The following is a 26,423-nucleotide window of genomic DNA, read 5'->3' on the forward strand; positions in this document are numbered from 1 at the left end:
CTATCCTAAATATTCTTTAAATTTATCAAAATAAATTTTTTGTAGTTTTACTAAAGATATCTTAATATCATCTAAAACGAAATCTTTTTCATTTAAAATTCCAAGTTTTGCAAAATTAATTTTCATTTTGTTTGCAAATTCAATAAAATTTTCTTCATTTTTAACACCAATTACAACTCTAGTTGGACTTTCTTCAAAAATAAAACTTCTGTTTTTAAAATTTGTTTTTACATTTACACCCAAATTCGCCTTTGCGCTCATTTTGGCTAAAGTCATAGCAAGACCACCTATGCCTATGCTATTAGCACAATCAAGTAACTTTGCTTCGTTTGCTTTTAGTAAGAAATCCCATAGTTTTAATTCTGCTTTAAAATCTATATCTTCAAGCTCTCCTGCGACTTTTTGATCTAGTACTTTAGCAATCAAAGATCCACCAAAACTACCTTTGCTTTTTCCTATTAAATAAATAGCTTGCGTTTCTTTACTAAAGTATGATTTTAAAACATTTTCTGCTTTTTCGTGAATACCAACGCAAGCTATGGTTGGACTTGGAAAAATACTTACTCCATCGGTTTCATTATATAAAGAAACATTTCCGCTTACCACAGGGGTATTGAGTTCTTTACAAGCTAGTTTAATACCTTCGCAGCCTTGAGCAAATTGCCACATTACTTCAGGGTTTTGTGGGTTGCCATAGTTTAAACAATCACTAATTGCCAAAGGTCTAGCTCCCGAGCATGCTATTTTTCTTCCTGCACTTACAACGGCTGCTGCTGCACCGATTTTTGGATTTACATAGTTTAATCTTGAGTTGCACTCAATGGCCATAGAAAGCAAGCAATTATTTTCTTTAATTCTAATACTATTTGCACCTAAAGCCCCATCGCTTTTTAAAGTGTTAGTTTGTACGCTTGAGTCAAACTGCTCATAAATATAAGCTTTATTGCTGATATTTTCATTTGCAAGAAGTTTTTCAAAGGCTTCTTGAGTGGGAATGCTAAGTTTAAATTGATAGTTTTTTATTTCATCTAAGTATTTTGGCTTAGCCACAGGTCTATCAAGTATAGGTGCTTTTTCGCTTAGTGGTTCAATAGGGATTAGACCAACTAATTCATCATGCCAAAATAATTCCATTTTGCCAGTATCTGTAACTTCGCCTATAATGGCTGCATCAAGCCCCCACTTATTAAAAATCTCAATAACTTTTTCTTCATAGCCTTTTTTAGCACAAATTAGCATTCTTTCTTGAGATTCACTTAGCATTAACTCATAAGGAGTCATACCTTCTTCTCTCATAGGAGTTTTATCAAGGTAAAGTTTCATCCCGCTACCACTGCGTCCTGCCATTTCAAAAGAGCTTGAAGTAAGTCCTGCTGCACCCATATCTTGAATTCCAACTATATAATCAGTTTTGAAAAGTTCCAAACAAGCTTCCATTAATAATTTTTCAGCAAATGGATCACCAATTTGAACAGTTGGTCTTAAGCTTTTGCTAGATTCATTAAAACTATCGCTTGCCATTACAGCTCCACCAAGTCCATCACGACCAGTTTTTGAGCCTACATAAATTACAGGATTTCCTATACCTTCAGCCTTTGCATAAAAAATATCTTCGATTTTGCAAGTTCCAAGTGCAAAAGCATTAACTAAGATATTTCCATTAAAGCACTCATCAAAAGCACATTCTCCACCTATAGTAGGAACACCCATACAATTACCATAGTGTGAAATTCCACTTACTACACCCTTAACTAAATATTTTTGATGTTTGCCTATTTTTTCATCATGGATATTACCAAATTTTAAAGAATTCATACCTGCAACAACTCTAGCACCCATGGTAAAAACATCGCGTAAAATTCCACCCACACCAGTAGCTGCACCTGCAAATGGCTCTATAAAACTTGGGTGATTATGACTTTCTACTTTAAATACAGCAGCCATTCCTTTGCCTATATCTATTACTCCAGCATTTTCACCAGGACCTTGGATTACCCAAGGAGCTTTAGTTGGAAAGCCATTAAGGTATTTTTTACTTGATTTATATGAGCAATGTTCACTCCACATTGCAGAAATCACTCCAAGTTCTAATAAATTAGGTTCTCTACCTAGTATATTTAAAATTTCTTGATATTCCTCATCGCTAATTTTGTGTTGTTTTATAACTTCTTTATCCATAATTATCTCCTTTTTATTTTCCTAAACAAAAATTACTAAACATTGCATCTAAAATTTCATCTCTTTCAAAATTTTTGGTAAATTGAGCTATTTCTCCTATGGCTAAATTTAATTCAAAAGCAAAAAGTTCTAAAGAACTTTCCTTTAATAAATCCCTTGCACGCAAAATAGCTTCACTAGCATTTTTACAAGCATTGAGTATTAAAGTATTGCTAATTAGCATTCCATCGCCATCTAAAGTATTTAAGTATTCATTTAAACTTTCTTTAATGGCTTGGGCGTTTTCTTGGGCGCAAATGCGTATACAAGAAGTGCTAATTTCATGTTTAAATTTGGTAGCCAAATCGCTTTTATTTAAAACATAAATGATTTTTTTATCACAATCTTTTAAAGCTTGTAAAATATGTTTATCTTCTTCTTCAAATTCTTTAGATCCGTCAAAAACAGCTATAATAATATCTGCTTCTTTAATGCTTTCATAACTTAAGTTGACTCCGATTTTTTCTATCTCATCATCTGCGTTTCTTATGCCTGCTGTGTCGATGATTTTAATTAAATGTGAGCCTATTTTTAAACTTTCCTCGATACGATCTCTTGTGGTGCCTGCAATATTAGATACAATAGCTCTATCAAATGCTAAAAGCGAATTTAACAATGAACTTTTTCCGGCATTTGGCTTGCCGATAATAGCAACTTTAAAGCCATTTATAAGACCTTTTTTACTTAAGGAAATATCTACTATATCGCTTAAAAGTTTTGAATTTTTTTCACACATAGCAATGATTTGATCAAGTAGATCTTGCGGTAAATCATCATCTGCATAGTCAATGCTAGTTTCTACAAAAGCAAGAGTTTGAACAAGGTCTATTCGAATGGTGTTTAAAAATTTACTTAAATCACCTTTAATATTTTTTGCTATGATATTTGCAGCACTTGTTGATTTTGACATGATAGCATCTTGTATGCTTAAAGCTTTTAAAAGATCCATTTTGCCATTTAAGCAAGCTCTTTTGCTAAATTCTCCAGGATTGGCAAGGCGCGCGCCTGCTAAAACAAGCTCATCGAGTAAAATTTCACTCAAAGAAAAACCGCCATGAAGTTGAAATTCCACAATATCTTCTCCTGTAAAAGAGTAGGGTGTTTTAAAATAAATTACTAAGGCCTCGTCTAAAAAGTCACTATTGTTTTTATAAAGTTTGCATAAGTGCGCATAGCGTGGTGTGAGTTCTTTTTTGTGGGTAATTTTTAATGCAAGTTCTAAAGCTTTTTTTCCACTTACTCTAATAATACTTATAGAGCCCACTCCGTGAGCTGTAGCAATAGCAGCTATCGTGTCATTCATTCATTTTTCTTCAAAAAATCATTCACAACGATATATCTTTGATCGTCATTTTGTTTGATAGCTACATACTTATCAGGAAAGCGTTCTCTTAATTTTTCTAAAGCAAGTTTTAGCCAAATTCCATCTAGTGGTTTTGTTTGAACTCTTCCAGTGTTCTCTACTTTTTCTATGAGAATTTTTAAATAACTATCAATAGCTTGGGTTTGGTTTTCCAAAAATTGCGCTATTTCTAGTCTTGGTTGAATTTTATATTTAGCATTAAGCCAATTATAAAGTAAATATGAAAAAGCTTTATATCTGTGAGCTTCTTTGCCTATAAGTAAGGCTGCATCTTCTCCATCAAGTTTAATTAAAACACAGGTTTCATCCCAAACACTAACTTGCACAACTTTAATATCAAAATCAAAAGTTGCTAGTAAATTTTCTAGTGAAATTTTTATCTCATCTATATAAGAAACAATGTTTTTTTCTTCTGAAGACTCCTTATGGAAAGAATCAAAAATAGCATCATTTTTTACTTTGTAATGTTCTTTAGGTTGAGCAATATCTTCAATTGGTTTTTGAAAATTTTCTTTATATTCTTTTTTATATTCATTTTTTTCAAAATTTTTTTGAGAATATTTGTTAAATTTCTCATTTTGATTTTTTTTAGATTTTTCATTATGGACTTTTTGAGTTTTTTTATGTCCTTTAATACAGATTATCGCATTTTTTTTAAAAAGGCCAAAAAATCCTGCTTTAGCATGTTGAATAACTTCGTATTCTAAGTCAATCACAGAGCACTCAAGTTGTTTTGAAGCTTCTATGAGTGCAGTTTGTAAGTCTTTAGCTTCTATGTTCATGTTTAGCTATTTCCTCTTTTTTGTGGTTTTTGAAAAGCTTATTAACAATTACTTGTTGGATAAGTGAGCATATATTATTTACACACCAATACAAAGTTAAACCTGCTGGGAATGTTAAGAAAAAGAAAGTGAAAATTAATGGTAAGAATTTCATAATCTTTTCTTGCATAGGATCTTGTATAGCCATTGGTGTAATAAGTTGCTGGATAAACATAGTTAGACCCATAAATATAGGTAAAATAAACCATGGATCCATCACAGATAAATCTGTAATCCAAAAAGCCCAAGGTGCAGCTTTAAGTTCTATGGCATTTAGTAAAACTCTATAAATTGCAAAGAAAATTGGAATTTGAATGAGTATAGGTAAACATCCGCTCATTGGGTTTGCACCATGTTTTTTATAAAGTTCCATCATATGTAAATTCATTTTTTGCGGATCACCTTTATAACGCTCTCTGATTTCTTTCATTTTAGGTGCTAAATCTTTGAGCTTATTCATAGAAATCATTGATTTATAAGTAAGTGGGAAAAGAATAATACGCACGATTAAAGTCATCACTACAATAGCCCAACCCCAGTTGCCCATGTAGCCATGTAAGAAATTTAAAAATTCAAACATAGGCTTAGCTATAAAAGTAAACCAACCATATTCCACAACATCATCTAAATCCGCATGAATGCTTCTTAAAATTTCATGCTCTTTTGAGCCAACATAACCGCTTGCTTTAAAAGTATTTGTCGCACTTGCAAAAACGATAGAGTTTTCGTGATTATCTTTAGTAACTACAGCATTAAGTGGTTTTTCAAAATTATAAAAGAAAGCACTATAATAGCGATCTGAAGCTGCCATAAGGGTTACATTAGAAAAACTTTCATCATTTTCTACATCGCCATCTTCTAACATTGTGATTTTATCATCTTTATCTAAGATTAAAACTCCATGCACTGTATAGCTATCAACTGCTATATTTGGACGATAACCTGGGGTGATAAAATAAGCTGCGTCTTTGCTTAGGTTAACCTCTAAATCATAGTTTCCATATTTATGGAAAGTGATTTTTTTAGTTACTACTAAACCGTTTAGATTTTGAGTAAGGATTAAGGTTGTGTTTTCATCGCTTACATTGATAGTTTTTTGACTTGTGGTATATGAAGTATTAAAAGCTTCTTGATTGATTTTTGCATCGCTAAATCTTACTTCTAGTGGTAAAGGCGATAAAGAAGTATCTACTAGATTAATACTTTTACCATTTTCATCTTTGTATTTTTCATCACTTAGATAAAATTTAGCTATTCTACCTAAAGAGTCAATATGTGCTTCAAAATGCTCACTTTTAACAACTGCTATTTCTTCTTTTTGATTAACACTAAGTTCTGTTTTTGGAGCCTGGGTGTTTGTGTTTGTAGTGCTTTGTGGGGCTGAATTGTTTTGTTCTATATGAGTGATATTTTGCTCATTTTGTGATGCTTTTGGGATAAAAAAATAATCATAAACTACAAAAAATAAAAATGATAATACAACGGCAATTAATATGCGTTTTTGCTGGGATAAATTTTCTGACACGGATTGTCCTTTGGAAATATAATCTTAATTAAAAAAAATTGATTATCATTGCAAGGGATATAAAAATAATTGAGTTGTTTTAAAGCATTAAAACTAGGTTTAAAACATACACCTGAGTTTAGAGTATTCTTGCGTATTTTAGGATAATCAATACCACCTTTAAAAAACGGATTGCATTTTAAAATTCTTAAAAAAACTGCACCAAATGCTTTAAAAATATTATTTTTTTTAAATTGCCATAAGGCATATTCAGAACAACTTGGATAATACCTGCAGCATTGTGGCTTAAAAGGGCTGATAAAGAGCTGGTAAAATCTAATAAGTTTTAAACAAGCTATTTTATACATCCTATTTTTTTCAAACCCCATTTCAAGTTTTTTTCTAATTTTAAAAAAGGAATTTCAGTAATACTTGTCTTAGCTACAAGTATGTATTTCCCGTTTTCGACTTGATTTTTAACCTGAAAAAAAGCTGATCTTAAGAGCCTTTTGGCTCTATTTCTAACGACAGCTTTTCCAACTTTTTTACTAGCAACAACAGCAAATTTTTTTTCTTTACTTAAAGTATAAAAGATGATTACACCTTCACAGTGCCACTTTTTACCTTCTTTATAAATTGTTGCGAACTCTCCTAAGTCGTTAATACTTAGAAAATCTTTTATACCGCTAATCTTTTTCTACCTTTAGCGCGTCTAGCATTGATCACCTTACGACCATTTTTGCTTTTCATACGCACGCGGAAGCCATGAGTTCTTTTTTTAGGAGTTTTGTGTGGTTGATATGTTCTTTTCATATTCTTTCCTTAACTTAAAATAAAAAACAAAATAATAAGCGTGTATTTTATCAAAATCTTACTTAAATCTGCTTTTAATTAAGAGTTATTTTAAAAGTTTTTGCTAAATTTTTGTTTTATTTTTATGTATTTTAAAGGAAAAATCATGAGTTTTGAAATTTGTGAGAGTAAAAAAGAAGATTTAGAAAAAATTTTAGAATTAATTAAAGAGCTTGCTATCCATGAAAATATGCTTGAAGATGTAAAATGCACAACTAAAGAACTTGAAGAATCTTTTTTTGAAAATAAATATGCTAAGGCTTTAAGTCTAAAAGTTGATGGTAAAATCATAGGTTATGCAATGTATTATTTTACTTTTTCGTCTTTTTGGGGTTTAGGTGGGTTATATCTAGAAGATATTTATATACAAGCAAAACATAGAAAAAAAGGCTATGCAAAAGCTGTTTTTAAATATTTAGCACAAATTTGTAAAGAAAAAAATCTTAAAAGATTAGAATGGGTATGTTTGAACGATAATGATTTAGGGATCGAGTTTTATACTAAATTAAATGCAAAGCATATGAATGAGTGGAGAACTTATCGTTTAGAGGGTGAAAATTTAGAAGCATTGATGTAATGAATAAGCGTAATTTGTATTATTTAAAAGCTTTTGGTTATGAATATTTTAACGAGCAAAAACAAATTAGGCATTTTAATTTAAGTTTTAAAGAATTAAACGAAAGGATAAAAACCTGCAATCTTTGTCATTTTTCTAGACTAAGAAAGCATAGTTTAATGGAAAAAGAAGCCAAAAATGCTAAAATTTTGATTTATCAGGCCTTTATTGACAAGGAAGAGAATGAAAGTGGAAAGTTTTTTGCTTCTAAAAATAAACAAGAACTTTTGAAATTATGCAAGGAGCTTTTAAATTTAAAAGATGATGAGATATATTTTTCTTATATGTTTAAATGTTTTAGTAATTTTAAAATAGACGATCAAGCATTAAAATTATGCTTGCCGTATTTTTATAATGAGCTTGATTTTATAAAAGCAAAGATTATTTTATGTCTTGGCCAAGAAGCTTTTGCAAGTTTGGGTTTTGAGAATTTTCAAAAATATAAAGGACAATGTATGTATTATAATAATGCCTTATTTTTGCCAAGCTATGATTTGAATTTTTTGAGTAAAAATCCTAGCTTTTATGCTGAATTTATAGAAGATATTAAAAAAATAAAAGGTTATTTATGAGAAAAAGTTTAGTTTGTTTGATGATGAGTTTTGTTTTAACTTTAAATGTCTTTGCGAAAGAGCAAAAACCATCGCCCATAGAACCTAGTGAGTCTTTTTATCCTAATTTAGAATTTCAAAATTGTGATAATGATTGCTTATTTACTTTGTTAGAAACAGGACTTTATTTTAATTTTTTATCAAGATTTAATAATGATAATGCAAATGAGCTTTTAGTTAATATCTATACCAAACTTTTAAATTCTATTATAGATTTTGAAAAAAGAATTCAAAAAAATGCTAGCATAAAACTAGCTATTATTATACCTGAGCAAACGATTAAAAGTTATTCTAATACTATTATAAATTCAAGCATAGCGTATTTATTAAGGCAAAGAGCGCAAATAAAAGTAAAGGTGTTTTTAATAGGCACAGAAGATGAGAGCAAGATAACTAAAGCTTTTAAACAAGCTCAAGATGAGAAATTTAATTATATTATCGCAGGTTTTACAGATAAAGGTGTGAAAAATTTATTAAAAGAAAGCCTTGATTCTAATGTAAAAGTTTTTATTCCTACTGCACATAAAAGAAATTTTGATACGCAAAATGAAAATGTGTATTTTGGAAGTATAGACTATCAAAAACAAATCCAAAAACTTTTGGAATACTCCAATGGTAAAAATATTATTTTTTCAGATGGAACACCTTTGGCAAATCGCTTAGATGAAAACGTTTTAAACATAGGGAATGGTAGTGAGAAAATTTATACTATTAATAGTTCTAAATTTGATTTTAGAAGTATTTTAAATCAAAATAGAAGTTTTCAAGATTCTAGTATTATTTTAAATACTTCTTTGATTAAAACAGCACTCATAAGCTCACAAATAAGAACTTATGATATAGAGCCTTTTGTGTTATTATCAACTCAGATTAATTATAATCCTATTTTGCTAAGTTTAACGCAAATTAATGATAGAAAAAAACTTTTGCTAGCAAATTCCATTTCTAATGAGGATCAAACTCTAAGCTATCTTAATGAGCTTTTTTCGCAAAATATTAATTACAACTGGATAGCTTATGCAACTAGCGTGGGCCTTGATTATTTTTATACGCAGTTTTTAGATAAAGATTCTCAAAGAATTTTTGATGAGGGTTTAAATGATAATCAATTTGACTATAAGGTTAAAATCATTCGCTCGCAAGGCTTAGGTTTTACTCCTTTGCAAGATCAGTAAAAACCTTAGTTATAGTCTCATCTATAGGGGCTACTTTTTCATTTTTTAAAAAGGCTAGGGTAAATTCAGCCTCAAAAAGCTTGGTATTTTCTTTATAAATCTCTTGTTTTATACAAACTGAGGCTTTTTTAAGCTTTGTGATAAATGTTTTTACTTCTATAAGATCTCCAAGTTTAGCGGGTTTTAAAAAGTTACAATTTGCTTTAGTAAGTAGGAAATGTCCTGTATTTTTATCAAAAATTTTTGCATTTTTTTGAAAAAATATCTCACTTCTTGCTCTTTCGCAAAATTTTAAGTAGTTGCTATGGTATACCACTCCACCTGCATCGGTATCTTCGTAATAAATTCGTATTTGCATTTTAGACCTTTTATTTTATATTGATCGGAAAATATCGCTTACAATCAACTTTTTTTATTGATAAATTTGTTGAAATTCTACTTAAAATGTCATAAGAAAAGCATAAAACATTCTTGATTTTATATCTTATGTTAAAATTGTATTTTATATCATTGAAAAAAGGAAAATCATGCAAGTTTTGCAAAAAATGTTTAAATTGCTAGCTATTATGGCTTTTGTTTTTAGTGTGAGTGCAAATGCACTTAGTGAGGGTAAAGAGTATATTACTTTAAAAACACCTATCCCAAATGCACAAAATTCTCTAATAGAGGTATTTTCTTATCGTTGTATTCATTGCTATAATCATCATCAATTTCACACTCTAGCAAAAGTTAAACAAGCTTTACCAAATTTAAAATATGATCTTTTCTCGGTAAGTTCTATGCTCGAGTACGGTGGTGCTTTAAATGAGATGTTTGCTTTAGCTTCTTTTAAAGAAAAAGCTTTAGGTTTAGATGTTACTAGTGAAAAAAGTCTTACTTATAAGCTTGCTGATGTGTATTTTGTAAGTCATTTTGAAAAAAAATTAAATTTAAATAATCTTGATTTGTTTTATAAAATAGGTTTAAATGCCATTGGTGCTAGTAAAGAAGAATTGCAAAAATTTTTACAAACTAAAGAAGCCAAAGAGCTTTTAGTTGCTTATGATGTAGCTAATGAAATTTCAAGAAATTATGGCACGCCTGCTTTTGTAGTAAATGGCAAATATCAAATCAATCCTGAGTATATCACTTCTTTAGAAGAACTAATCCGTATAGTTAAAGAACTTTCTACCAAGTAATGCTTTTTTAAGCATTGCTTTTTGTAATTTTTGTGATAAAGTATTATTATTTTTTATTTTTTTAATAATTATATTTTCATTTTGAAATTTTTTCTTATTGTTTAATTAATATTTAAGTTATATTAATATAACTTTAGCATGTTTATAATAAATTGCAAATATTTATTATATATAAAATACAAATAGGAGAAATAAAATGAAATTCAACTTAAATAATTTGTCAAAAGCAATGGCGGCAGCTGCTTTTGTTCTTGGTGTGAGTGCAAATGCACTTAGTGAGGGTAAAGAGTATGTGGTTTTAAAAACACCTATCCTAAATGCTCAAAATTCTTTAATAGAAGTATTTTCTTATCGTTGCACACATTGTTATGATCATCATAAGTTTAATACCATGTCAAAAGTCAAAGAAAAATTACCACAATTAACTTATAAATTTTATCCTGTTAGCTCTATGGGTGATTATGGTAAGCAAGCTAATGAAATTTTTGCTTTTGCTGCTTTTAAAGATGAGCAAAATAAAGTAAGTCAAAGCGATAAAAATAGTTTAACTCATAAAGCTTCTGAAGCATATTTTAATGCTTATTTTAAGAAAAAACAAAGATGGGGAAATGGAGCCAATCCTGAAGCGTTTTATGAAGTAGGATTAAAAGCAATTTCAGCAAGCAAAGAAGATTTAGATAACTTTTTAAAAACTCCTGAAGCTAGTGAAATTTTAAAATCTTATGAATATGCTAATGATATCTCTAAAAACTATGGTACGCCTGCATTTGTAGTAAATGGTAAATACCAAATCATACCACAAGCTATCACATCTCCACAAGCTTTGATGGAAATAACAGAAGAATTAAGCAAGATGTGATTTGAGGTATTTTATGAGTTCTTGTCCTATTAGTAAAATCACTACTTGGCAAAATACAAGAGTTCCTTGGTTGATAATGGTTATAGCTATGATAGGCTTAACTTTTATAGCGCACTTTTTGTTTCAAGAATACCTTTATATGGAGCCTTGTGAGCAGTGTGTTTATATAAGATTTGCTATGTTAACTATGGCTTTTGGTGGTATTTTAGCCTTGATAGATCCTAAAAATGATTATTTGAAAATTTTTGCATATACTTTTGTATTTTGGGGTATATGGCTTGGTATAGAGTATTGTGTTACTCTTAATCATATCCATGAGGTAGTGCATTCAGAAAATCCTTTTGCTGGTGTTGATGGGTGTAGAGAAATTCCTATATATCCTTTTAATTTACCATTGCATGAATGGGCACCAGGATGGTTTTTACCAACAGGTGAGTGTGGTATGGATACACCTATAGTGCCTGAAGATGTTTATGGTAGTTTAAATGCTTTTCAGAAATTTTTTGTTGGAAATCCTCCAAATTTTGAAGATGGGTTGTATAGTAATGGTTGGTATTTGATTCCTAGTATGGAATTTATGAATATGGCGATTTGTTGTTTGTTGGCTTTTGTTGTTTGTTTGGTGATTTTAGGAAGCATGTTTGTTTCTTATACATTTTCACATTCTAAGGCTAAATTTTATGCTTTGATTGTTTTAATATTAGTAGTTTTGCTAAAAATTTTAGGTGAGCCAAGTGTGCAAATAGCTTAATAATATAAAAAAGGAGAAAAAATGAAGATTAGTAAAATTGTAAGTAGTATTTTGCTTGCTGGTAGTGTTGTTATGGTAGCACCTAGTGTTTCTTTGGCTATGGGTGGACCTAGTGGTGCTAAAATTGATTGGGAAATTCAAGGCAAAATTGGCGCAGTAAAGATGAATCCTTATGGTTTATCTCCGCTTAGTGCTGTAATTATGGATGGTGGATATAAACTAAGTGATGTAAGCGTAACTATAGTTCCAAAACCAAATGGGCAAACTATATCTTATAAGGTTAGCCCTAGTAAAATTAAAACTTATGGAGGAATTCCTGTTTTTGGACTTTATCCATCATATTTTAATACAGTAAAAGTAAGTTATACCAAAACTGCTTTTGGAAAGAGTGAAAAAGTAGTAGATGAGGTATATAAAATAGCAACTGGTGGAGTTAATATAGAGCCAAGTGGAAGTATTATGCAAAGAGGTGTGCCTTTTGAAAAAGTAGAAGTGATTAAAGTAGATAAAGGTTTTGAAGATAGGTTGTATTTGGTTAATAATGCTCCAGGGAAACAAAGTGGAAAAGGCTCTCAATCTGTTTGGAATAACCCAGCAGGTGGTGCAATGGAATGGGATGAGAATTCAAATGCATTTATCATTGATACAAAAGGTGAAATTCGTTGGTATTTTGACAATGATAAATTAATGGATTGGAATAATATTTACAACCGTGGTATTATGATGGGATTTAGGCAAAATACTGATGGGGCTTTAACTTGGGGTTTTGGACAAAGATATGTTAAATATGATTTAATGGGTAGAGAAATTTTCAATCGTCTTTTACCTTCTTCTTATATAGATTTTTCTCATTCTATGGATAATATGCAAAATGGAAATTATCTTTTAAGGGTGGCTTCTGCCAATGTTAAGCGTCCTGATGGTAAAAATGTGCGTTCAGTGCGCGATGTGATAGTAGAAGTTGATAAAAATGGTAATGTAGTAGATGAGTGGAGATTGTTTGAAATTTTAGATCCATATAGAGCAAATGTAATCAAAGCATTAGATCAAGGTGCTGTTTGTTTAAATATTGATGCGAGTAAAGCAGGGGTTACTTTAAGTGATGAGGATTTAGCTAAAATGGATGCAAGTGATTCTTTTGGTGATATAGCAGGTACTGGAGTAGGGCGTAACTGGGCTCATGTAAATAGCGTAGATTATGATCCAAGTGATGATAGTATTATTATTTCAAGTCGTCATCAAAGTGCTATTATAAAAATAGGACGCGATAAAAAAGTAAAATGGATACTAGGAGCACACAAAGGCTGGGGAGAAAAATACAAAAAAACACTTTTACAACCTGTTGATAAAAATGGCAAAAAGATAGTTTGTGAAGATGAGTATAGTAAATGTCCAGGATATGAAAACGAAGAAGGTGGTTTTGATTTTACATGGACACAGCATACTGCTTTTAGAATAGATGAAAAATCTGACAAAAGATATATTTATATCACAGCTTTTGATAATGGCGATGCAAGAGGTATAGAGCAACCTGCTTTTGCTTCAATGAAATACTCAAGAGCAGTTGTGTATAAAATAGATCAAAAAAATAAAACCGTAGAACAAATTTGGGAGTATGGAAAGCAAAGAGGCAATGAATGGTTTTCACCTGTCACTTCTTTAGCAGAATACCATAAAGATAAAAATTCCATCATGGTTTATAGTGCTACTGCTGGAATGTCATTTGACTTAAGCAAGGGTGCTGCTGTAGGTGAGCCAAAACCTGAAATAGATGAATTTAAATGGGGAGCTAAAGAACCTTCAGTACAAATTCGCTTTAGCGGAGCAAGTACTGGTTATCAAGCTATGCCTATTGATTTAGAAAAAGCATTTAAATAAGAAAAAAGGGCTTTTTTAAAGCCCTTTTAATTTTTATAAATATCCTGCACCTAAAGCTAAAAAATAACCTACTATACAAGAAACAATCACACCAATTAATCCTGGTAAGATAAAGCTATGATTGATAACAAATTTACCTATTTTTGTAGTACCTGATCTATCAAATTGTATAGTTGCAAGATCGCTTGGATAAGTTGGTAAAATGTAGTATCCATAGCAAGCTGCTGCAAAAGCAATGATAATACCTGGTTCAACACCAATTCCTAGTGCAAGTGGCACAAAAGCTGCAATTGCTGCTGCTTGAGAATTAACAAATTTAGAAATAAGTAAAAGCATAATAGCATAAGTCCAAGGATGTTCTATAACGATATTACCTAAAGATTCTTTCATCATAGGAGTATGCACTGCAAACATTGTATCTGCCATCCAAGAAATTCCAAAAACAGCTACTAAGGCTATCATACCAGATTTAAAAATTTCATTTTTTGCAATTTTGCTTGCATCAAGTTTGGTAAAAATGATTAGCGCTGCACCTGCTAAAAGCATAAACATTTGAATAGTTGCTACCATATTCATAGGCTTGGTAACGCCTTTTGAGGTAAATTGCGGTCTAAGCTCTGGAAAAGCTCCAAGTATAGCTACTATAGCAATAGCACCTAGGAAAATCCACATAGCTACCCATTGGATAGTTGGAAGTTTTTGTCCAAGAAGAGTTTTACTATCGCCATAGATATATTCTCTTTGTTCTGGATTTTTAATCTTAGCTTGAAAATCCTCATCTTTATCAAGATCTTTTCCCCTAAACCAAGAAAAAATTCCTATAGCCAAAACACCTACTAAGGTAGAAGGTATAGTAATAGCAAGTAAATCTACATAGCCATCAAATCCTGCTAAAGGATGTTTATTAATTTCTGGATTTAAAAGTAGAGCTGTTAAGCTTACAACTGCAACTGAAACAGGACTTGCGATAATACCAAGTTGTGAAGAAATACTAGAAGCAGCCATTGGTCTTTCTGGGCGAATACCATTTTTAATAGCAATATCATAAATAATAGGCATCATAGTATAGACAACATGCCCAGTTCCACAAAGCATGGTAAGAATGCAAGTTACAAATGGCGCTAAAATAGTTAAGAATTTAGGATTTTTTCTTAGAACTTTTTCTGCAATTTGCAACATTACATCCAAACCACCACTAGCTTGCAAAGTTGCACTAGCAACAACAACAGCTAAAATGGTAAGCATAACATCAATAGAAGGTTTTCCAGGTGCTACAGCAAAACCAAAACTTAAAACTAATAAACCTATACCGCCTAATAAGCCTAGAGCGATACCGCCTTTTTTTGCCCCATAAAAAAGACAAATAAGAACAACAATTAGTTGAATACTAAATTGAACACCTTCGCTAAGGCTAGTTAGTATTTCCATACTCTCTCCTTATTTTTTGAAATATGTGAGAGTATAATCCAAGTTTTATTAATAGTAAATAAAATTTTTTATTATTTAAATAAATATTTACCAATATTTTGAATTTATTTATCGAAATATTGGTTATTTTATATTTATTGATAATATTTTAAGATTGCATAAAGAATTTTACTGATTTTTTCAATAGAAGCTATTTCACATTTTTCATCTGTTGAGTGAGGGCTATGGATATTTGGTCCTATTGAGCAACATTCTAAAGGTTGTTTTTCACTTATAATACCACATTCTAAACCAGCATGTATAGTGTAAAGCTTGGCATTTGGGTTTTCTTTTTTAAAATAACTTAGAATTTCTTCTCCAAATTTAGTATCTTTATTAGCCCACGGTGGATAAAAATTTGCACTTGAAACTTCGCAGTTTTGCATCTTAAAATAAGTTAAGGTTTCAAATTCTATGTTTTTAAGTTCTTGTAAATCATTAGATCTTGCAAAAAGCTCAAAATGAAATTTGTTATCTTTTTCATAAGCTAGTGAAAGATTGATACTTGTTTGAACTAATTTTAATTGATGATTAAAAGTTCTAACTCCTTGTGCAAAAGCATTAATGAGATTTAAAATAACTTGAGAATTTTTATAATATATTCTTTTGATTTTACCTATATAATTTACTTTAAAATGATCATTTTCTTTTGGAGGATTTTTAAAAAATGCTATAACTTTAGCATGTTTTGGTATAGAATTTATTCTTTCACCTGCTTTAAATTCGCAAAGTTCTCCTTGATTTTGAGTGATAAAATAGCTCACTTCTTTAATAGAAGATTTAATATTTTTAACAATATCGATTCCCGAGTGCCCACCTTTAAAACCAATTGCTTCTATCTCATAACAATCTTCTTCTTTTTCATCTATTTCTAAGTTTAAACTAGCAAAAATATCTACCCCGCCAGTACAACCTATAACAACTTCATCATCGCTTTCGTGGTCTAAATTTAAAAGCTTGTTTGAGATCAAAGTATGGGTGAGATTGTTTGCTCCACAAAGTCCAACTTCTTCATCATTAGTAAAAAGACATTCTATATTTTCAAAATCTTTTAAAGCTTGCATCATTAGTGATACTCCTATGCCATTATCTGCACCTAAGCTTGAATTTTTAGCCTTTAAATATCCGTTTTCTTCATATATTTGTATATTTGGAGCTTCTCCCATGCAAACCATATCATAATGACTTTGTAAACAAATTTTAGGATTTCCTTTGTGTGCGTGGATATTACCTGCTTCATCAACGCTTACTTGGCAATTTTGACTTTTAGCAAAATCAATGAGAAAATTTTTCAATTCTTCGGTTTTGAAACTACAATGAGGTATTTGAGCAATTTGTTTAAAATTTTGTATAATTTCTTGCATAAATTCTCCTTTTTATTGTAATTATGGCATATTTTTATATAGATGAGGTTTAAATGAAATTTTCTAGGAAACAAATTAAATTATTTATAAACTTATTAAAAGATCCGAAGAAATTTTTAATCGCATTTTTTTTAGTTGCTTTTGCTTATGTTTTAAACTATGATAGTGGTTCATATATCAATGCTAAAGTAAGTCGTGTAGTAGATGGAGATACTATTGAGGCTAAATTCGAAAATGAAAAACTTAAAATCAGACTTTTTGGTATAGATGCACCTGAGAGTGATCAAGCTTATGGAAAGATGGCTACGCAATTTCTAAAAGCTATTGTATTAAACAAAGAAGTAGTTTTGAATGTAAAAGATGAGGATAAATATGGTAGAATTTTAGCCATTGTATATTTAAATGATAAAGATATTAATCAAGTTATGGTTAAAAATGGTTTTGCTTGGGCATATGAGCATTATAGTGATTTGTATATAAATGAGCAAAATTATGCCAAGATAAATAAAAAAGGATTATGGGAAAGTGAAAATCCTATAGAGCCTTATAAATGGCGTAAACAAATAAGATTAAAATAGGATATAAGATGTTTAAAAAAATATTATTGTTTGGATTTTTAGCATTATTTTTTAGCGGTTGTTTTGTAAATGAAAGAGGGGTTTCAAATCGCTTTTATGATGATTGTAAAGAATATTATGATGCAAGCGGGACTTATCATAAAGAATGTCCAAAGAATTGGGTGGATTTACCTTTAACCCCCGATTCCTTTTAAGACTGCATTAAGTTCTTCTTGCATTGATTCTTGTTTAGTTGTTTCTTGCTGATTTTGATTATTATTTGCAGCGGCTTGATTTTGTTTAAGTTTAAATATATGATCATCTGTAGTAATAACTTGAAAAGATGCGTCAAAAATTTTAATCTCATTTACAAAACCAGCTACTTTAACCTCTCTTTTTCTTGAGTCATCGCTAAATAAAGCACTCGCTTCAAGATTTAAAATATCTCCCACTTTTAAAGGAGCATAAAAAAAGCTTCTTGAGCCTATTAAGACGCTAAATTCTTTATTAATTGCAGCTTGTGCTATGTAATTTGCTGCATTAAATACAAAGCCACTATGCACTAATCCTAGTTCATCTACTGCCATATCATGGGTTGTGATTAAAATACCTTTGGCGAAATTTTTTTCTATATGAGAAATACTTCCTGCTAAAGTATTGTTTATCCCTGGACAAGTGATAAGTTCTGATTTGATACGATTTAACTCTTCTGGGTCTATTAATTCTTCTATAGTAACAGCACTTACTGTTCTTGCCATTTTTACACCTTTAATTTAACATAAACTCTTTTTGGTGCTTCATAACCTTCGCAAGTTAAATTTGAATCATTTTTATCTAAAAATTGATCTAAAGAATAAGAATCAATCCATTGTGTTTTTCTTTGTTCTTCAAAATCAGTTTGTTTAGTTGTTATAACTTCAAATTCACTAAATCCAGCTCTATAACACCAATTTCTTAAACCTAATATCGACGGAATGAAAAAAATATTTGGTATTTTTGAGTAAGTTTTTTGAGGAATAAGTGCTATTTCTCTTTCATCTTCTATATACATAGTGTCTAAAAAGACTATGCCGTCTTTATTTAAAGATTGTTTGAGTTGTTTTAGCATGGCTATGGGATCACTACGATGATAAATCACTCCAAGACAAAAAATCACATCAAATTTTATGCCATAATTTGGTACATCAGCTACGCCTAAAAGCTCATATTGTATAGGAGTTTTTGCAATGGAGTTTAAAAGTAAAAATTGCAAATAATACTTAATAGAAGGATCAAAACCAATGAGCTTTGAAGGATTAAATTCAAGCATTTTAAACATATAATAACCATTGTTGCAACCAATATCTGCTACTATTTTGCCTTTTATTTCTTGCATATAAGGCTTTAAAATATTAAATTTGATAAAACTTTGCCATTCTGTATCTATAAATAAATCATTAATTTTAAAAGGTCCTTTACGCCAAGGTTTTAATTCTAAAGTGATATTCTTGATCTCATCATCTAAACTTTTATCACAAAAAATATCAAAACTTTCATTTATAAGGTAATTTGAATTTTGAATTTTTCCACTAAGTTTTTGAATTTTTTCATATAAAGGATGTTTTAAAACTTGCTTAAATAAAGCATTATTTTGCATATTTTTCCTTGAAAAACTCCCTTATTTGGGAGTTTTTATTATTGAAGTAGGCTTGCTAGTTTAGTTTGTAGCATTACATTTGAATGTGCATTTGCAAATAAAAATGCATTTTCTTTTAGGTAATTTGCATTAAAATCATTGATATTTTGAGCTAAGTCATTATTTTGTAATTTGCTTTCAGCTTCTTTAGTATTAATACTAGTTTGCAAAGATGAGTTGATATTAGAATGGATAGCGTTAATTCCAGCACCAATATCTGCGCGTAAAGAACCTACTTGATCTTGAAAATCACGAATTCCGTCTTGATTTTCAAGGCTTAAATTTGCTGTGCTTGGTTGATTTAAATTAATACTTTCAACCCCAGTACCAACAACAAAATCCATACTCTGAAATACATTTTTTCCATTAAAAGTCGCATTAGAAAAAGCATCATTGATTGAAGTTACAAGTTTGCTTGCTTCAGAATTTAGCATACTTTTTTGTCTGTCATTTAAAGCAGCATTGTTTGAGCGCACTGAAAGTTCATTGAGTTTGTCTGCAGTAGCTGAAATGTTATTTAAAGTTGAATCAGCAATTTGTAAAACTCCTATGGAATCATAGGCATTTAAAATACCTTGATCTATAGTGCTATATTGACTTCTTAAAGAATCAGCTATGGCTAAATTTGCTCCATCGCTCCCATCCATAGCACGGATTGTGGCTATGTTTTCTAAAGCTTTTTCTTGGCTTTTTTGAACTTGATTTAAGTAGTGATTTTGTTGAGTTGTTCCTATATCGCCTATTTTCATCTTTGACTCCTTTTAAAGACTTATTTTATTATATCATTTTTTTGTTTTAAAATTTAAGAAAAACAAAATTACTTGTGATAACATGATAATTTTCATCACAACTTCACTTGCACCATGAATTTTTATAAATTCTTGAGTTTTAGTTGCTTCTTCTCCTAAACTTTGTGCTTCTAAAACATAAGCAGTGAAGTAAAATACAAAAAGCAAACTTAGTGCCAAAATGATCAAAGAAAGCATAAATTTTGAAAAATTTATTTTAAAAGTTAAATTTTTGTCTTTAAATGAAAAAATTTCTATTAAAATAGAAAAAACACTCACACCTAACAAAACATAGCCAAATTGCACAAAAATGTGTGTCATTAAAAGCCCACTTTGAAAATGAGTTAAAACCCCTTCACCTATGAATTTAGCAGGATAAAATATAGTCGGAGCTAAAAACACACCTATGCTAATTTCAATCCCAATTAAGCTTGCTAGTAAAAATAAATATATTGATTTCATATTTTCTCCTATAATAAAGATAATTATAGTCTAATTTTTTAAATTCCATGCAACAAAGGCTCTATCAAATCCATTATAATCTTGATAAAAAGTAGCCTTGAAATCATTTTCTTTTAAAATTTTATTTAAAATTGTTTTTTGATCATAGCCAAACTCACATGCTAAGACTTTTGTGTTGTGATTTTTGGCAAAAAGAATAATTTCATGTAAAATTTCCCAACCTTTATCTCCACCAAATAAAGCATTGTGTGGTTCGTTTTGAACCCATTTATCTAAAGGATAGTCATTTTTTATGTAAGGAGGATTAGAAAAAATAAAGTCAAAATTTCCTTGTATATTTTTAAAATCACAAAGTTGAAAATTGATTAAATTTGAAACATTATGAAAATCTGCATTTTTTTTAGCAAGCTCTAATGCTTTTGGATTGATATCACAAGCTTGTATAAAAATTTGTTTTAACTTTGCTAAGCAAATACTTAAAATTCCACTTCCAAAGCCAATTTCAAGTATATTTTTAAAAGAGTTATGATCTAAAATTTCTAAACATCTTTCAAGTAATATTTCACTATCAAAACGCGGTATCAAAACCCCTTTTTTAGTAAAAAAATCAAAACCATAAAATTGTGTTTTTTGAAATAAATACTCAAAAGGCTCACCATTTAAAAATCTATCTACATATTCTAAAAAAACTTTTTCATCAATTTGAAATTCAGGATTTAAAAAAATCCAAGCTTTATCTTTTTGTAAAAGTTCACAAAGAATAAAAAGTATATATTCTTTGTGAGTAGGATCTTTTGCGTAAGCTTGCTTTAAAGCTTGTTTGATTGAAATCATTGCAAAGCTTTGATTCTATCGTAAATACAAGGATGACTTAGATGAAAGAAAGTATAAATTTTACTTGTTTTAACAAAGGCTTTGTTTTCTTTTGCTAAAGCTATGAGAGCATTTTTCATATCTTCTCTAGAGCTTAGTTTTGCTCCGTGTAAGTCAGCATTAAATTCATTTTTTTGACTCATTTTATTAAGCAGTGGAGAAATAATAAAAGTAAAAATATTTCCAAAAATCAATAAAAGTGCAAAAACTCCAGCATTCACTCCATCTAAATGACTTTCAATATAAAAAAAGTTTGGTAAATGTGCAAAGATGAAAAATAAAGCAAAAAGCATCAAAGCACTAGCAAATAACATTTTTAGCAAATCTTTATGCACAAAATGTCCTAACTCATGACCCAAAACAGCAATGAGTTCTTTTTCTTTTAAAGCATTTAAAAGTGTATCAAAAAGTACTACTCTTTTGCTTTTAAATAAGCCACCAAAATAAGCATTTAATCTTTTATCTCTTTTGCTTGCATCGATAACATAAACACCATTTGCACTAAAGCCACATTTTTGCATTAAATTAGTGATTTTTTCTAATAAATTTTCATCTTCAAGTTTTTTCATTTTGTTAAACATAGGTGCAATAAGTGTAGGGTAGATGAGATTTATAATAAGTATAATTATAAAGCTTAGAGCAAAAGCCACTACCCACCAGTATGTGTTAAAAAATTCAAAGCAAAATACTAAGGCATAGATGATTAAAAAGCCAAAAACAAGCATTAGAGCTAAAGATTTAATGCTGTCTTTAACAAAAAGTGCTAAAGTCATATTTGAAAAGCCGTGTTTTTTATCTTTTATAAAGCTTTCATAATAGCTAAGTGGTAAATTTAAAATACTAATAATAAATAAAAATGCAAGCAAAAATAAAGTATTTTCTAAGGTAGAATTTTCTTTTATAAAAATTTCTTTTAAATACAAAAAGCCAAAGCTAATCCAAGAAATGTTAATCATCAGATTATAAAGATTAGAAAAGATTTTGTATTTTTCATTTTCTATGGCGATATTTGCAGCATTTTTATAATCTTGTTCATTTAAAATAATTGCTTGTTTTTCTCTTTCTTTTTTTAAAAAAGAAATTTGCACATAAGATATAAAAACCAAAAAAGCTGTGTAAATACATAAAATAGTTATCAAAGTCATAGTTTTTCCTTAAATAAATTTGAGTAATTTTATCTTATTTAAAATATATAAAGTTAATCAGTATTTTCACTTTTTTCCAAAACCTCAAAATAAGCTTCTTCTAAAATACTAAGTTCATTTTCTAAGGAATTTAGCTCTTCATAAAGGGTATTTATACCTAGTTTTTGATAGATTGTAGGATTACTTAGAGCATTTTTGATTTCTTTTATTTCTTCTTCTAATTTATGAATTTTATCAGGATATGAGTTTAAAATTTCATTTTCTTTATAGCTTAGTTTTTTACTCGATTTTTCTTTTGTTTTTACACTTGCGGTGGTGTTTGTTTCTAAGCTTTTAGAAAATTCTTCAAAGTCTTTGTATTCTTTTTCATTTTCTAAATATTCACTATAAGAAAGAACTTCTATATTAATATTTGCATTATCTTCAAAAGCATAAAGTTTAGTTGCTATTTTATCGACAAAATATCTATCATGTGAGACAAGCAAAATCGCGCCTTCAAAAGAAAGTAAGTATTCTTCTAAGATATTAATCGTAGCTATGTCTAAATCATTTGTTGGTTCATCTAAGATTAATACATCATATTCTTTGGTAAAAAGCAAGGCTAGAGCAACTCTGTTTTTCTCACCCCCACTTAGCACACTCACGCTTTGCTCTAAAAATTCTTTTGGAAATAAAAATTGTTTTAAATACCCATAAACATGCATATTTTTACCACGCACTTGAATGTGATCGCCACCATTTGGGCAAAAAATTTCTAAAAGTTTTTTATCAGTGTTTAATAAACTTCTGCTTTGATCAAAATAGCCTATTTTAACTTCACCTCTTTTAATCTCTCCGCTATCAAGCGGAATTTGATCAAGTAAAATCTTTAAGAAAGTAGATTTCCCACAGCCATTTTTACCTACTATGGCTATGCGTTCACCTTGTAAAATTCGCGCATTAAAGTCTTTAAAAAGTGTCTTGTTGGCAATAGACTTTGAGATATTTTTAAGTTCAAAAAGCATTTTTTTGCGGTTTTGGCTTTGAGTTTGGTTAAAATTTTTACTTGCTCTTTTGATTTCAAGTTGTAAGCGTTTGATAGCTCCTGGGTTTTTCTTAGTTTCTTCACGCATTTTAAAAATGCGTTCTTTGCGTCCTTCGTTGCGTTTAAGCCTAGCTTTGACTCCTCTTCTTAGCCATTCTTCCTCACTTTTTAATTGCTTAAGCAAGGTTTCATGGCTTTTAGCTAAGGAAGCTAAAATAGCTGCTTTTTTTTCTAGATATTGCGTATATCCACCCTCAAAAATGCTTAATTTTCCCGCTTCTATTTCTACGCATTTTTGCGCTATAGCATCGATAAAATACCTATCATGAGAGATGAAAATAACACACATTTTAGAAGCTTTCAGTCTTTCTTCTAAAAAGTTACTCATATATACATCTAGATGATTAGTTGGTTCATCAAGCAATAATATATCAGGATTTTTTAGCAAAAGTGTGCAAAGCCCTACGCGTCTTATTTCGCCCCCACTTAAAGAGCAAAGTGTTCTGTCTTTGTATTCTAATAGTTTAAATTCTTCTAATATTCTTTGTATTTTTTGGTCTAAATTCCATGCGTCTTTTGAATCTATAAATAAACTTAATTCATCTACTTTTTTTAAATATTCTTTATTTTCAGGATCAAAAGCTAGTTTTTCATTATAGCTTTCAAATTCTTTCAAGGCTTGGTAAATTTCTTCAAGTTCTTTTTTGATGGCTTCGCTTACGCTTAAGGTGCTTTCAAAGCTTACTTGTTGGCTTAGCATATCTATACTAGTGTTATTTTGTTTAATTACTCTACCGCTATCTAATTTTAAAGTCCCCATAAGGGTTTTTAAAAAGCTTGATTTTCCTTCGCCATTTTTGCCTATAATAGCGATTTTTTCTCCTAAATTTGCACTAAAATTTGCATTTTCTAAAACTATTTTTGTATTAAATTTCTTATTTGCGTCGATTAAATCTATTAAAGCCAAATTTCTTTCCCAAATGTTTTTTACGATTTTACTTTAAAAAGTATTAATTTTGCTTAAATAAAATTACGCCATGAGAGCATTTGTTTTTTTTACTTTATTAGTTTTATTTTTTGCTTTGGCAAATTGGTATATTTATAAAAGATTTTTAAGTAGGGTTGGTTTTTTAAAACCTTATAAGAAGTTTGTATTAGCTTTTGTTTTAATAGTTTTTGCATGTGAATTAATCTTTTTTATAAATATGCGCGGGGACTTTTTGCATGAAAAGCTTTATTATATTTTAGCTATTTTTCCTACTGCTACTTGCTTTTTCTTGCTTTTTGGAGTGATTTTTGAAATTGGCTCTTGGATTTTTTTTAATGAAAATAAAAAAGAGCAAATTTTCAGTGTCCAAAGAAGAAAGTTTTTAAAATTAATTTTTGATTCTTGGCTTATTATACTTAGCGTTAGTATGGTATTTAAAGGTTTTGTAAATGCTATTAGCACACCTAAGGTTAATGAGGTAGATATTAAAGTTAAAAATTTAAAAGAAGATTTAAATATAGTTTTACTTTCTGATGTGCATTTGGGAAAAAATTTAGGAGAAGATTTTTTAAAAACCTTAATCGATGAAGTTAATATTTTAAATGCTGATATAGTCATTATAGCTGGGGATTTAATCGATGCAGATATTGCTAGTATGCCTTATATTAATTTATTAGAAAATTTTAAATCAAAATATGGTACTTATTTTGTTTATGGAAATCATGAGTATTATAATGATATAAATGCAATAAGCAAAAAGCTTAAAACTCTTAAAAATTTCAAAGTTTTGGAAGATGAAAGTATTGATTTTGGAGATTTTACTTTAAGTGGGACTTTGGATTTGGCTGCCAAGCGTTTGGGTTTTAAAGAAAGCAATATAGAAAAAATCAAAACTCAAATCAATCAAGAAAAAGTTAATATTTTAATCACACATCAGCCAAAATATGTAAAAACTTATGATATAAGTGGGTTTGATTTGATTTTATCAGGGCATACACACGCAGGACAAATTTTCCCTTTTTCTTTGCTAGTATATTTAGAACAAGGCTTTGTGTATGGGCTTTATAAATTAAGCAAGGATAGTTTGCTTTATGTAAGCAGTGGAGCTGGATTTTGGGGACCTGCTGTGAGATTTTTAGCCCCTAGTGAGATAGCTTTGATTAGATTAAAAGGAGAATGAGTGGGATTTAGCAATAGTGCTTCAAAAATGTTTGGAATCATAGCAAAATATAAATTTCCAAAAATTATACAAAAAAATATTAATAAAGCTTATGTAAATGCTTTTAATATCAATATGAGTGAATTTAAACCTTTAGAAGAATATGAGAGTTTAAATGCTTTATTTACAAGAACTTTATTAAATGAGCGAGAATCAGAAGATGGCTTTATAAGTCCAAGTGATGGTAAAATTTTAGAACTTGGAAGTAGCTTTCAAAATGATTTAAAAGAAAATTTAGCCTTTAGCATTAAAGGTTCAAGTTATAGTATAGAAGAGCTTTTAAAAAACTCAGCTAGTAAAGAAGAATTGGAAAATGGCATAGATTATGCAAATATTTATTTATCTCCAAAAGATTATCATCATTATCATGCACCTTGTAATATGCAAATTTTAAGTGCTACTTATATGAGCGGGGCTTTATTTAGTGTGAGTGAGGCAAAGTTAGCTAAAATTATAAACCTTTATACTAAAAATGAAAGAGTAGTTTTAAAGTGCTTAGTGGAAGGAAAATTTATACTTTGGATGGTATTTGTGGGTGCGCTAAATGTCGGTAAAATGCACTTTAGCTTTGATACTAGCATACAAACTAATGCAGCAAATTTTGATTTTACTCATACCTATGAAGATCTTTTTGTAAAAAAAGGCCAAAGACTTGGAAATTTTGAGCTAGGTTCAACTATAGTTTTAATCGCTCAAAAAGGGTTTTTAAAATTTAGTAAAAATGCTTATGAGCAAGTTGAATTTTCTAAGAAGATTGCGGACTTTGCTTAGTCTCATCTTCATTAGCAACTTTATATAAAAAGGCAAAAATTTCAGCCACTGCTTTATACATATTAGGTGGGATTTCATCGCCTAGATCAAGTTTACTAAGCACTTCTACTAAGTCTTTGTCTTCTTTTATGGGTATGCCATTTTCTTTGGCTAAAGAGATGATTTTAGCAGCGTTTTCACCTTTGGCATTAGCTAGGATTTTTGGTGCATTTTGTTCTTCTTTGTTATAGCCTAGTGCAACGGCTTTTTTTGTTTTTTTAGCCAT

At 29.7% G+C, this 26,423-nt stretch carries 29 protein-coding genes; 11 read left to right on the forward strand and 18 right to left on the reverse strand.

All coding sequences use genetic code 11. The annotated features are described in order from the left end of the window. The 7 genes from purL to rpmH are packed head-to-tail and all read right to left on the reverse strand — an operon-like array spanning position 1 to position 6,718. Complete coding sequence (purL, locus tag L8U04_RS03345; RefSeq protein WP_263709430.1) at positions 1-2,178, reverse strand: phosphoribosylformylglycinamidine synthase subunit PurL; 2,178 nt, start codon at positions 2,176-2,178, stop codon at positions 1-3. 13 nt (positions 2,179-2,191) lie between these two features. Then, positions 2,192-3,520, reverse strand: a complete 1,329-nt coding sequence (gene mnmE, locus L8U04_RS03350) for a tRNA uridine-5-carboxymethylaminomethyl(34) synthesis GTPase MnmE (protein WP_263709431.1) — start codon at positions 3,518-3,520, stop codon at positions 2,192-2,194. Further along, on the reverse strand, positions 3,517-4,362 hold the full coding sequence (locus L8U04_RS03355; protein ID WP_263709432.1) for a Jag N-terminal domain-containing protein: 846 nt from the start codon (positions 4,360-4,362) through the stop codon (positions 3,517-3,519). The genes mnmE and L8U04_RS03355 overlap by 4 nt, the downstream gene beginning before the upstream one ends. Then, positions 4,346-5,926, reverse strand: a complete 1,581-nt coding sequence (gene yidC / locus L8U04_RS03360) for a membrane protein insertase YidC (RefSeq protein ID WP_263709433.1) — start codon at positions 5,924-5,926, stop codon at positions 4,346-4,348. Before yidC ends, L8U04_RS03355 begins: the two co-directional genes overlap by 17 nt. After that, positions 5,890-6,273: a membrane protein insertion efficiency factor YidD gene (gene yidD / locus L8U04_RS03365; protein ID WP_039664776.1), complete on the reverse strand. Its 384-nt coding sequence runs from the start codon at positions 6,271-6,273 to the stop codon at positions 5,890-5,892. The genes yidC and yidD overlap by 37 nt, the downstream gene beginning before the upstream one ends. Beyond that, positions 6,261-6,587: a ribonuclease P protein component gene (gene rnpA, locus L8U04_RS03370; RefSeq protein WP_082018444.1), complete on the reverse strand. Its 327-nt coding sequence runs from the start codon at positions 6,585-6,587 to the stop codon at positions 6,261-6,263. The genes yidD and rnpA overlap by 13 nt, the downstream gene beginning before the upstream one ends. Then, complete coding sequence (rpmH, locus tag L8U04_RS03375) at positions 6,584-6,718, reverse strand: 50S ribosomal protein L34 (RefSeq protein ID WP_012661270.1); 135 nt, start codon at positions 6,716-6,718, stop codon at positions 6,584-6,586. Before rpmH ends, rnpA begins: the two co-directional genes overlap by 4 nt. A gap of 142 nt (positions 6,719-6,860) precedes the next feature. On the opposite strand from rpmH, the gene L8U04_RS03380 reads away from it, so the two are divergent. From L8U04_RS03380 to L8U04_RS03390, 3 genes are read left to right on the forward strand one after another with little or no spacing between them, the layout of a single operon-like run. Then, positions 6,861-7,334, forward strand: coding sequence for a GNAT family N-acetyltransferase (locus L8U04_RS03380; protein ID WP_263660624.1), 474 nt, complete (start codon positions 6,861-6,863; stop codon positions 7,332-7,334). Then, the gene (locus L8U04_RS03385) at positions 7,334-7,945 is read left to right on the forward strand and encodes a uracil-DNA glycosylase family protein (RefSeq protein WP_263709434.1); all 612 of its coding nucleotides are present in this window, start codon (positions 7,334-7,336) and stop codon (positions 7,943-7,945) included. The genes L8U04_RS03380 and L8U04_RS03385 overlap by 1 nt, the downstream gene beginning before the upstream one ends. Further along, positions 7,942-9,159, forward strand: a complete 1,218-nt coding sequence (locus L8U04_RS03390) for a hypothetical protein (RefSeq protein ID WP_263709435.1) — start codon at positions 7,942-7,944, stop codon at positions 9,157-9,159. Before L8U04_RS03385 ends, L8U04_RS03390 begins: the two co-directional genes overlap by 4 nt. On the opposite strand, the gene L8U04_RS03395 is transcribed toward L8U04_RS03390, so the two are convergent. After that, on the reverse strand, positions 9,137-9,517 hold the full coding sequence (locus tag L8U04_RS03395) for a YbgC/FadM family acyl-CoA thioesterase (RefSeq protein WP_087699453.1): 381 nt from the start codon (positions 9,515-9,517) through the stop codon (positions 9,137-9,139). The genes L8U04_RS03390 and L8U04_RS03395 overlap by 23 nt on opposite strands. Before the next feature lie 169 nt (positions 9,518-9,686). Between L8U04_RS03395 and L8U04_RS03400 the strand changes: the two genes are divergently transcribed. The 4 genes from L8U04_RS03400 (at position 9,687) to L8U04_RS03415 (ending at position 13,825) form a co-directional block, all read left to right on the forward strand. Continuing rightward, positions 9,687-10,337 carry a thiol:disulfide interchange protein DsbA/DsbL gene (locus L8U04_RS03400; RefSeq protein WP_133319309.1) on the forward strand — a complete coding sequence of 217 codons (651 nt, stop codon included), beginning with the start codon at positions 9,687-9,689 and terminating at the stop codon, positions 10,335-10,337. A 196-nt stretch (positions 10,338-10,533) separates the two neighbouring features. Further along, complete coding sequence (locus L8U04_RS03405; protein ID WP_263709436.1) at positions 10,534-11,196, forward strand: thiol:disulfide interchange protein DsbA/DsbL; 663 nt, start codon at positions 10,534-10,536, stop codon at positions 11,194-11,196. A gap of 13 nt (positions 11,197-11,209) precedes the next feature. Beyond that, positions 11,210-11,947 (forward strand): protein-disulfide oxidoreductase DsbI, encoded by a 738-nt coding sequence (gene dsbI / locus L8U04_RS03410; protein WP_263709437.1) that lies wholly within the window; start codon positions 11,210-11,212, stop codon positions 11,945-11,947. A gap of 21 nt (positions 11,948-11,968) precedes the next feature. Then, positions 11,969-13,825 carry an aryl-sulfate sulfotransferase gene (locus L8U04_RS03415; RefSeq protein WP_263709439.1) on the forward strand — a complete coding sequence of 619 codons (1,857 nt, stop codon included), beginning with the start codon at positions 11,969-11,971 and terminating at the stop codon, positions 13,823-13,825. A 33-nt stretch (positions 13,826-13,858) separates the two neighbouring features. Here the strand turns inward: L8U04_RS03415 and L8U04_RS03420 are convergent, their stop codons facing one another. Together L8U04_RS03420 and L8U04_RS03425 are read right to left on the reverse strand one after the other, a co-directional pair. Further along, complete coding sequence (locus L8U04_RS03420) at positions 13,859-15,253, reverse strand: anaerobic C4-dicarboxylate transporter (protein WP_133319306.1); 1,395 nt, start codon at positions 15,251-15,253, stop codon at positions 13,859-13,861. 134 nt (positions 15,254-15,387) lie between these two features. Continuing rightward, on the reverse strand, positions 15,388-16,656 hold the full coding sequence (locus L8U04_RS03425) for a M20/M25/M40 family metallo-hydrolase (protein WP_263709440.1): 1,269 nt from the start codon (positions 16,654-16,656) through the stop codon (positions 15,388-15,390). Positions 16,657-16,709: 53 nt separating this feature from the next. Between L8U04_RS03425 and L8U04_RS03430 the strand changes: the two genes are divergently transcribed. Both L8U04_RS03430 and L8U04_RS03435 read left to right on the forward strand, forming a co-directional pair. Then, the gene (locus L8U04_RS03430; RefSeq protein ID WP_263659348.1) at positions 16,710-17,234 is read left to right on the forward strand and encodes a thermonuclease family protein; all 525 of its coding nucleotides are present in this window, start codon (positions 16,710-16,712) and stop codon (positions 17,232-17,234) included. A gap of 8 nt (positions 17,235-17,242) precedes the next feature. Continuing rightward, positions 17,243-17,428, forward strand: coding sequence for a hypothetical protein (locus tag L8U04_RS03435; protein WP_263659349.1), 186 nt, complete (start codon positions 17,243-17,245; stop codon positions 17,426-17,428). On the opposite strand, the gene L8U04_RS03440 is transcribed toward L8U04_RS03435, so the two are convergent. Genes L8U04_RS03440 through abc-f form a run of 7 tightly spaced genes read right to left on the reverse strand, consistent with a single transcriptional unit; the run spans position 17,408 to position 24,147 of the window. Next, positions 17,408-17,971 carry a hypothetical protein gene (locus L8U04_RS03440; RefSeq protein ID WP_318529802.1) on the reverse strand — a complete coding sequence of 188 codons (564 nt, stop codon included), beginning with the start codon at positions 17,969-17,971 and terminating at the stop codon, positions 17,408-17,410. The genes L8U04_RS03435 and L8U04_RS03440 overlap by 21 nt on opposite strands. A 2-nt stretch (positions 17,972-17,973) precedes the next feature. Further along, a complete protein-coding gene (cmoB, locus tag L8U04_RS03445) occupies positions 17,974-18,849 on the reverse strand; it encodes a tRNA 5-methoxyuridine(34)/uridine 5-oxyacetic acid(34) synthase CmoB (protein ID WP_263664740.1) in 876 nt (291 codons plus the stop codon). A 38-nt stretch (positions 18,850-18,887) separates the two neighbouring features. Next, the gene (locus L8U04_RS03450) at positions 18,888-19,637 is read right to left on the reverse strand and encodes a flagellin (RefSeq protein WP_263709442.1); all 750 of its coding nucleotides are present in this window, start codon (positions 19,635-19,637) and stop codon (positions 18,888-18,890) included. Positions 19,638-19,670: 33 nt separating this feature from the next. Then, positions 19,671-20,138 (reverse strand): DUF4149 domain-containing protein, encoded by a 468-nt coding sequence (locus tag L8U04_RS03455; protein ID WP_263662163.1) that lies wholly within the window; start codon positions 20,136-20,138, stop codon positions 19,671-19,673. Positions 20,139-20,168: 30 nt separating this feature from the next. Then, complete coding sequence (locus tag L8U04_RS03460; protein ID WP_263664770.1) at positions 20,169-20,969, reverse strand: HemK/PrmC family methyltransferase; 801 nt, start codon at positions 20,967-20,969, stop codon at positions 20,169-20,171. Beyond that, positions 20,969-22,156, reverse strand: coding sequence for a M48 family metallopeptidase (locus L8U04_RS03465; RefSeq protein ID WP_263709444.1), 1,188 nt, complete (start codon positions 22,154-22,156; stop codon positions 20,969-20,971). The genes L8U04_RS03460 and L8U04_RS03465 overlap by 1 nt, the downstream gene beginning before the upstream one ends. Positions 22,157-22,209: 53 nt before the next feature. Continuing rightward, positions 22,210-24,147, reverse strand: coding sequence for a ribosomal protection-like ABC-F family protein (gene abc-f, locus L8U04_RS03470; protein WP_263709445.1), 1,938 nt, complete (start codon positions 24,145-24,147; stop codon positions 22,210-22,212). A gap of 70 nt (positions 24,148-24,217) precedes the next feature. Here abc-f and L8U04_RS03475 point away from each other — a divergent pair, with 70 nt between their 5' ends. Both L8U04_RS03475 and L8U04_RS03480 read left to right on the forward strand, forming a co-directional pair. Then, a complete protein-coding gene (locus L8U04_RS03475) occupies positions 24,218-25,348 on the forward strand; it encodes a metallophosphoesterase (protein ID WP_263709446.1) in 1,131 nt (376 codons plus the stop codon). Beyond that, the gene (locus L8U04_RS03480) at positions 25,349-26,158 is read left to right on the forward strand and encodes a phosphatidylserine decarboxylase (protein WP_263709448.1); all 810 of its coding nucleotides are present in this window, start codon (positions 25,349-25,351) and stop codon (positions 26,156-26,158) included. On the opposite strand, the gene L8U04_RS03485 is transcribed toward L8U04_RS03480, so the two are convergent. Beyond that, positions 26,133-26,423, reverse strand: a complete 291-nt coding sequence (locus L8U04_RS03485; protein ID WP_133319292.1) for a FlhB-like flagellar biosynthesis protein — start codon at positions 26,421-26,423, stop codon at positions 26,133-26,135. The two genes, L8U04_RS03480 and L8U04_RS03485, sit on opposite strands and share 26 nt — an antisense overlap.

The sequence above is a fragment of the Campylobacter sp. IFREMER_LSEM_CL908 genome (assembly GCF_025771545.1).
Taxonomy (GTDB): domain Bacteria; phylum Campylobacterota; class Campylobacteria; order Campylobacterales; family Campylobacteraceae; genus Campylobacter_D; species Campylobacter_D lari_D.